We start from the raw sequence: 1,102 nt of genomic DNA, 5'->3' as shown, positions 1-1,102 counted from the left end.
AAACTCTGTTCATAGGCACGCATGAGTTGAAACTGACTGATAGCGGCGGCCGTTTGCTTCTCTTCAACTCGCAGGGATCTGTCCAGATGATTGAAGTGACTTGAGCCGACCGCGAAAGCACCAGAAGTGACGATGATCACCTGCTGCCCGCGTGCGAAAAATCGGACCACATCCTCTACTAGCGTCTCAAGCCAAGGACCGCGTATCTTTCCGGTTTCGGCATCGGCGATCAGTGCCGAGTCAATCTTCACTATCAGCCGGCGAGCCGAAAGCAATCGGATCGGGCTTGCCGGTGCTGCCGTTGAATGTTGCTGCACTAGAAGTGAAGACACGTCTGTCTGATCTCACCTTTGATGAGCGTCACGGCCTTGCAGGGCATAAGGGCGCACGAGGCGCCCTTCGTTTTTCGTATCGGCTGTCCAACCAGTGCTACTTCGTGGTCGGGGCTTCAACAACCGGGATTCGCCTCCCGTTGTCAGAACCGGTAGGTGACACCTGCGCCTATCAACCAGGGATCGAGAGCGGCCTTTCCCGTCAGCTTCGCGCCGTCCACCGTGACGTCGAAGTCTGGCTTCAGGAAAAGCTTCTTCACGTCGAAGTTAACGCCCCAGTGCTGATCCACCATGTAGTCGAACCCGACCTGCAGCGCGGTGCCGAACGTGTTATTAACCTTGAGAGTGTTGGCGCTGCCGGCATCCTGGTTATAGAAAATCGTGTAGTTCACGCCGGCGCCGACATAGGGCTTGAAAGCGCCGAAATTGGTAAAATGATACTGCAATGTGAGCGTGGGCGGCAGCAGCCAAACCTTGCCGACATTGCCCAGCGCGCCGATCGCTCCTTGGCCCTCAATGTTGGCATAGGTGGTGCCGAGGATAAGCTCCGTGGCGATGTTGTCCGTGAAGTAATAGGAGATATCAAGTTCCGGCGTCACAGTGTTCGAATATGAAAGGCCGGAGCCGGGCACCGCATTGACGTGACCCGAATCCTCAGTGATGACCCCCAACGCACGCAGCCGGATCTGCCAAGGGCTTGGCGCTTCCGTGACCGAGGCTCCCGCCTGCGGGACGCTCGCCGCTTGCGCAAGGTCCGCCGCGACGGCCTG

General features: G+C 57.8%; 2 protein-coding genes. Both read right to left on the bottom strand.

Annotated features, from left to right (window positions below):
* Nucleotides 1-332 (bottom strand): amino acid kinase family protein (locus tag NKI06_RS30805; protein ID WP_502897670.1); only part of this gene is annotated, 332 nt, incomplete at its 3' end.
* Between the two features lie 143 nt (nt 333-475).
* Nucleotides 476-1,102: OmpW/AlkL family protein (locus tag NKI06_RS30800; RefSeq protein WP_352987925.1), on the bottom strand; the 627-nt coding region annotated here is incomplete at its 5' end.

The organism is Mesorhizobium sp. M0772 (genome assembly GCF_040320135.1).
Lineage (GTDB): Bacteria > Pseudomonadota > Alphaproteobacteria > Rhizobiales > Rhizobiaceae > Mesorhizobium.
The sequence above is the reverse complement of the archived record's forward strand: the minus strand, read 5'-3'. Positions and strand labels throughout refer to the sequence as shown.